At 66.0% G+C, this 5,668-nt stretch carries 7 protein-coding genes and 1 pseudogene; 4 read left to right on the forward strand and 4 right to left on the reverse strand.

All coding sequences use genetic code 11. The features are described from left to right. A partial coding sequence (locus tag I5W_RS05260) for a pirin family protein (RefSeq protein WP_044528455.1) occupies positions 1 to 808 on the forward strand: 808 nt, incomplete at its 5' end. A gap of 116 nt (positions 809 to 924) precedes the next feature. Here I5W_RS05260 and I5W_RS05265 read toward each other — a convergent pair. Then, positions 925 to 1,212: a hypothetical protein gene (locus tag I5W_RS05265; protein ID WP_044528456.1), complete on the reverse strand. Its 288-nt coding sequence runs from the start codon at positions 1,210 to 1,212 to the stop codon at positions 925 to 927. A 221-nt stretch (positions 1,213 to 1,433) separates the two neighbouring features. Here I5W_RS05265 and I5W_RS05270 point away from each other — a divergent pair, with 221 nt between their 5' ends. Next, entirely contained in the window at positions 1,434 to 2,618 is a 1,185-nt protein-coding gene (locus tag I5W_RS05270) for a methyltransferase (RefSeq protein ID WP_083893468.1), read from the forward strand. Positions 2,619 to 2,651: 33 nt separating this feature from the next. Next, entirely contained in the window at positions 2,652 to 3,092 is a 441-nt protein-coding gene (locus tag I5W_RS05275) for a hypothetical protein (RefSeq protein ID WP_017450543.1), read from the forward strand. Positions 3,093 to 3,101: 9 nt separating this feature from the next. Here I5W_RS05275 and I5W_RS05280 read toward each other — a convergent pair whose 3' ends face one another. The 3 genes and pseudogenes from I5W_RS05280 to I5W_RS29475 all read right to left on the reverse strand — a co-directional run bounded on the left by I5W_RS05280 (position 3,102) and on the right by I5W_RS29475 (position 4,600). Next, complete coding sequence (locus tag I5W_RS05280) at positions 3,102 to 4,079, reverse strand: sensor histidine kinase (RefSeq protein WP_374702117.1); 978 nt, start codon at positions 4,077 to 4,079, stop codon at positions 3,102 to 3,104. Further along, positions 4,059 to 4,419: pseudogene (locus I5W_RS34160) on the reverse strand (sensor histidine kinase N-terminal domain-containing protein); the annotation flags it as partial. The pseudogene I5W_RS34160 and the gene I5W_RS05280, both read right to left, overlap by 21 nt. After that, entirely contained in the window at positions 4,352 to 4,600 is a 249-nt protein-coding gene (locus tag I5W_RS29475) for a hypothetical protein (RefSeq protein WP_306302668.1), read from the reverse strand. The pseudogene I5W_RS34160 and the gene I5W_RS29475, both read right to left, overlap by 68 nt. A gap of 134 nt (positions 4,601 to 4,734) precedes the next feature. Here I5W_RS29475 and I5W_RS05285 point away from each other — a divergent pair. Continuing rightward, the coding region (locus tag I5W_RS05285) for a LysR family transcriptional regulator (protein ID WP_044528457.1) at positions 4,735 to 5,668 on the forward strand (934 nt) is incomplete at its 3' end.

Genomic DNA, 5,668 nt, shown 5'->3' on the forward strand with positions numbered 1-5,668 from the left:
AGCGGCGGCTGCGCGTACCGTCGGTCCCTTTGTCTTTTTCGATCATATGGGCCCGGTGGAATTCGATGCCGGCACCACCGAGGGCGATGTCCGCCCGCATCCGCATATCGGCTTGGCCACCGTGACTTACCTGTTCTCCGGCGCCATGATGCATCGTGACAGCCTGGGCGTGGTCCAGCGCATCACCCCGGGGGCGGTCAACTGGATGGCGGCGGGGCGCGGCATCGTGCACTCCGAGCGCATTCCCGACGATATTCGCGAGCAGAAGGTGCCGGTGCATGGCTTGCAGATGTGGGTAGCGCTGCCCGCCGAGCAGGAAGAGGGCGCCCCCCTGTTCCGTCATTACGCCGCCCAGGAGATGCCCGAGACCACCGTGGGCGGCGCCCGCCTGCATGTGCTGGCCGGTTCGGCCTTCGGCGTGAGCTCCCCGGTGATCACGGCCAGCCCGACGCTGTACGTGGCTGGCAGTACCACCGATGGCGCCGAACTGGAGATTGCCGCCGAGGTCCAGGAGCGCGCCCTCTATGTGGTGCGTGGCGATGTGACACTCGACGGCGAGCGCCTGGACGCCGGCACCCTGGCCATCCTGCAACCGGGGGCGAGCGTGGCGTTCAAGGCCGTGGGCGCATCGGTGTTCATGATCCTGGGCGGTGCGCCGCTGGATGGCCCGCGCTTCGTGTGGTGGAATTTCGTCGCCACCTCGCGCGACAAGATCGAGGCCGCCAAAGAGGCCTGGAACAGCCGCAACAAGCAGGTCTTCCCCGACATCCCGGGCGAGACCGAGTGGATTCCGCTGCCGGCCCACTGACGCTGAACGGCTGAATGGGCGTGAGGCAAAACAAAACCGCCTGCCGCAGTCGATGCCGCAGGCGGTTTTGCATGGGCCGGGCTAATCATCCACCAGCCATCGGCCTTCGAACCGGTTCACAGTAGACCGATGATGCGACCGATCTCGGTGATGTAGGGGCTATCCTTGAGGACCTGGTTTTCCAGGTTGTCGGCGGCGCGGCGCAGCGATTGCCAGGTATCGTTGACCTGGCCGGCGTGCGGCTGCGGTTGGTTCAGGTGTTGCCGCAGGCGTGCGATGTCTTCGCGCAGTTGGTCGGCTTCGGTGCTGCCGGCGGGCAGTTTCTGCAGTTCCGCCTCGAACTGGCCGACCATGTCCAGCAGGCGCTGGTGATCGAAACCTGGGGTTTGCATTTGCTCGCTCATGGATTCTCCTTGGGTGATTGACCGGCTCCATCATAGGCGCATTGCCGCTCGGCCGGCGAAAAAAGCTCTTTGGGTTTGCCCCGCGTCAAGTTCTCCTGTTTGGTTGCTACGCTGCGAACTAAGTTCCGGCGCACGTTACCGCCCCATGGCCTCATGCTTTGTTACACTGGCGGCTGTTTTGGCGCACGGCCCTCCCTGGCCCGCCTTGTTGATCCTGATTCATGACCTCACACGACGATTCCCTGGCCGCTGCCGTTGCCTATTTGAACTGGCAGGACGGCCACACCCAGCAGCAACTGCGCTGGCATTCCGAAGCCGGCAACCCAGCCCCCAAGCGGGTCGTGCTGGCCGATGACCAGATCGCTGCCGATACCGCCTATCGCCTGGCGTGCGAAGGCACAGGTCTGCTCTGGCGCGGCGACTTCCAGAATGCGCGCCAACTGTTGCAGGCGCTGGGGCGTCGCGTGGACCGTGCGCGCGAACGGGCCAGTGCCAAGAGCCGGGGCCAGCCGACTGCCAGTGACAGCCCGGCGCAGGCTTTCCATCATCATCGCCAGATGCAGGCGCAGCGCGCGCGCATCCTGGGGATGCTGCTGATCCCGCTCGATCCCGGTTTCGTGGTGCCGCTGCGGCGCGCGCCGGATGTGCAGGCCGCGTGCCACCAGACCTATGGCGCGGCGCTGGCCGGCGCGGCCTTCGCGGTCTCGCTGCGCGAAACTGCAGGCTTGATCGGCGCGTACGAATGGCGCAAGAAGGGGGTCGAGATCGGCGCGTTGGGTGCGCGCATCCATCCCTGGTATGGCGTCTTTTCTCCGGTGCGCGGCGAATACGTGGACCTGGTGGCGCAAGCGCCGTTGCCTTCCACCGAACTGGCCTTCGATATCGGCGTGGGCAGTGGCGTGCTCTCGGCGGTGCTGGCGCAGCGTGGCGTGCGCAAGATCGTCGCCACCGACATGGACCCGCGCGCCCTGGCTTGTGCCCGCGAAAACCTGCAAGCCCTGGGGGCGCTGGAGCAGGTGGAGTTGCAGCAGGCCGACCTGTTCCCGCCGGGACGTGCGCCGCTGATCGTCTGCAATCCGCCCTGGCTGCCGGCCCGCCCGAGCTCGCCTATCGAGCAGGCCGTCTACGACCCGGAAAGCCGGATGCTGCTGGGCTTTCTCAATGGCCTGGCCGCCCATCTGACGCCCCAGGGTGAAGGCTGGCTGATCATGTCGGACTTCGCCGAGCATCTGGGCTTGCGCGCCCCCGGCATGTTGGCCGAGGCCATCGCGCAGGCTGGCCTGACGGTGGTGGCGCGCCATGACATCAAGCCGCGCCACGGCAAGGCCGCCGATCGCGACGATCCGCTGCACGCTGCCCGCAGCAAGGAAACCACCACCCTGTGGCGCCTGCGCGCACGGGGCTAAGTCCCCTCACAACCGGGCAGAAAGGCGCATCCCATGAAACCGACCCAGCTTCTCGCGCTGCTCTTGTGCGCATCGATATGGCCGGCCACGGCCCAGGTCACCACGCGCGACCTGGGTGGCCACTATGGGCCGCAACAGGGGGTAGCTGTTCCGGTCCCGGTTCCCGTTCCGGTGCCGGATGTACTGAACCGCAATGCACCCCTGAGCGAACCCATCACCACCTCCGGCAATAGCTGCACTTGTCAGGTGGCCGAGACCAGCGGCGGCGCCTGCATGATCTTCCTGCGCACCAACGCGGCCGACTGGATCGCTCGCAATGCGCCGCAGACCGCGCTGCGTTCCTCGGCCAGCGGGCGCTACTACGACGCTCCCTTTGCGCTGGCCGCCAGCGCCTGTGCCGGCCGCAAGGTGGCGCCGGGTGGCGTGAAGGTGCATTGGCTGGATCGCCGCAATGCCATCCTGGAATGGAAGTGAGCCGCTGAATCAGACCGCTTCCTGCCAGGCAGGAAAGTCCAGCACGACCGAGAAATACCCATTGGGCAGATAGGCAAAGCGCATCTCGCCGCCATGGGCGCGCATCACCTCTTCGACGATGGACAGCCCCAGGCTGGCGCCCATGCGGTTTTCGCCGCGGGGAGCGAAGGGCTTGCGCAGCCGCTCCCAATCCTTGGCCGCGATGCCCGGTCCATCATCGATGAAACTGAGCTGGTGGCGCTGGCCATCGCTGTCCAGCCTGACCTGCAGCAAGCCCGGTGCGCCGTATTGCAGGGCATTGTCGAGGATGTTCTTGATCGCTTCGCCTAGCGCGATGGCGTCGCCCCGGATCAGGCAGGGCAGGGGCGGCACGTCCAGCGCCAGGTCGTGCGGGGTGCGAGTGCGATTGGACAGTACCTCGGTCATCTGCGAGCGCACCAGCTCGCCCAAGTCGATGGGGGCTTGCAGGCTGCTGTCATTGCGATGCTGGACCATCGCATGATTGATGAGCTGGTTGACCAGCGCGCCCAGGTTGCCGGTACGTTCGCGCAACAGGGCCAGGTGGCGCTGGCGCTTGTCGTCATTGCTTTCATTGGCCAGCAGTTCCATCTGCGCCACCAGCGCCGTCACCGGCGTGCGCAACTGGTGGGCGGCGTCACCGATGACGCGGCGCATGGTGGCGCGATGCACTTCCAGGCGCTGCATGAAGGCATTGATGGCCGACACCAGGGCATGGGTCTCGGCGGGCACGGTTAAGGACAGAGGTGAAAGATCGTTCAGGTCGCGTTCGCGGATGGCCGCCTCGATGCGCTTCAAGGGCGCCAGTGCCTGGTACAAGGTGAACATTGCTGCCACCAAGGTGAGCACGCTCATGGCCACGATCACCATCAGCGCCTTGCTGCCCAGGCTCTGGGCAAAGGACATGCGGGCATTGTTGGTCTGCGCCAGCACGATCACGGCCCAGGGATGGGGACTGTTGACCGGCATACGGCGGCCGATGATGGCCATGCGCACGGGCGTACCCAGGTATTGACCATCGCGCAGCAGCGGGCCTTGCTCCAGCTCGCTCCAGGAATCTCGGGCCGGGAATTCGGCATCGCCCGCAAATCACCCTGCCACGCGGATCGAATACCACATAGATCGCATGGTCGCCGGTGCCCAGCATCGACAGCGCCGCCCAGCGCACATCGACGTTGACCTCGCCATGGTCGTACCAGGTATTCTCGGCGATCTGCAGGGCGCTGCCGGCCAGGATGCGGTCATAGGCCTGGCGCGCCGCCAGTTGGGTGGAAATCCAGATGGCGATCAGCAGGGCCGCGGCACTCACCAAGCATGGGTTGCGAATAGTAGAGCGAAGCCACGGCCAGGCCGGCGCCGCTGGCCAGCAGGCCGATCAGGCCGGTCGACAGACCGTGGGAATGGGATGCCGCATGAGTGGCGGCAGCTGGATGGGCAGCAGCCGGCACAGCGCCGGTACTGGCGGGATGCGGTTTTTGCAGACTGTTCATGGTGGACCTCGATAGGGTTGGTCTTGCGGCCGGCCCGGGAAAACCCCCTCTCTGCCAGCGTTGCAACGGATTGTCCGCTGACGGGCTCAGATTCGGTAGTAGCGTCGCCGGCAGAATTGTTATACGTTAGCCGTATGACCAAGCCCACCTCCCCTGCCCCCAGTTTCTCGGCCACCGGCCTGACCGACCGCATCGAATTGATCCAGACCTTCGTGCGCATCGTCGAGGCCGGCAGCCTCTCGGCCGCTGCCGCCCAGCTCGCCACTACCCAGCCCACCGTCAGTCGCCGTCTGCAAACGCTGGAACGCTCGCTGGGTGTGCGCCTGCTGCAGCGCTCCACCCACGCCATGAAGATGACCGAGGATGGCGAACGCTGCTACGAGCGCGCCAAGGAATTGCTGGCCGGCTGGGATGAGTTCGAAAACGAGTTGCGCGGGGCGCGCCAGCACGCCGAGGGCGCGCTGCGGGTGGTGGTGCCGCACGCCTTCGGACAGCACCAACTGATCGGACCGCTGGCCCAGTTCATGCGCGCGCATCCGCGCATCACGGTGGAATGGCTGCTGCACGATCGCGCTGCCGATTTCATCAGCCAGGGCATCGATTGCGCCATTCAGGTGGGTGAAGTCAATGATCCCTCGGTGGTGGCGATCCATCTGGCGGAGGTGCCGCGCATGACGGTGGTGGCCCCCGCGCTGTTGCAGGGACGCCCCCTGCCGCGGCGTCCCTCCGACCTGGCGACCTTTCCTTGGATCGCCATTCCTGCCTTCTATCGGCGCGACATCACGCTGACCCATGTCAGCACCGGCGAGCAGCGCCAGGTGGCGTTTCGTCCACAGTTGGTTACCGACAGCCTGTATGCGCTGCGCAACTGTGCCATCCAAGGCATGGGGGTGGCCGTGGGGTCGTCCTGGGTACTGGCCGAGGATGTGGCAGCGGGCCGTCTGGTGCAATTGCTGCCGGAATGGGAACCCGCGCCGCTGCCGGTGTCGCTGCTCTATCCCTATGCGCGCTTCTATCCGGCGCGCCTACGCCACTTCATCGATACCATGAAGGAGGCCAGCCGGCCGT

Source organism: Herbaspirillum sp. B65 (genome assembly GCF_000333555.1).
GTDB classification, from domain to species: domain Bacteria; phylum Pseudomonadota; class Gammaproteobacteria; order Burkholderiales; family Burkholderiaceae_D; genus Herbaspirillum; species Herbaspirillum rubrisubalbicans.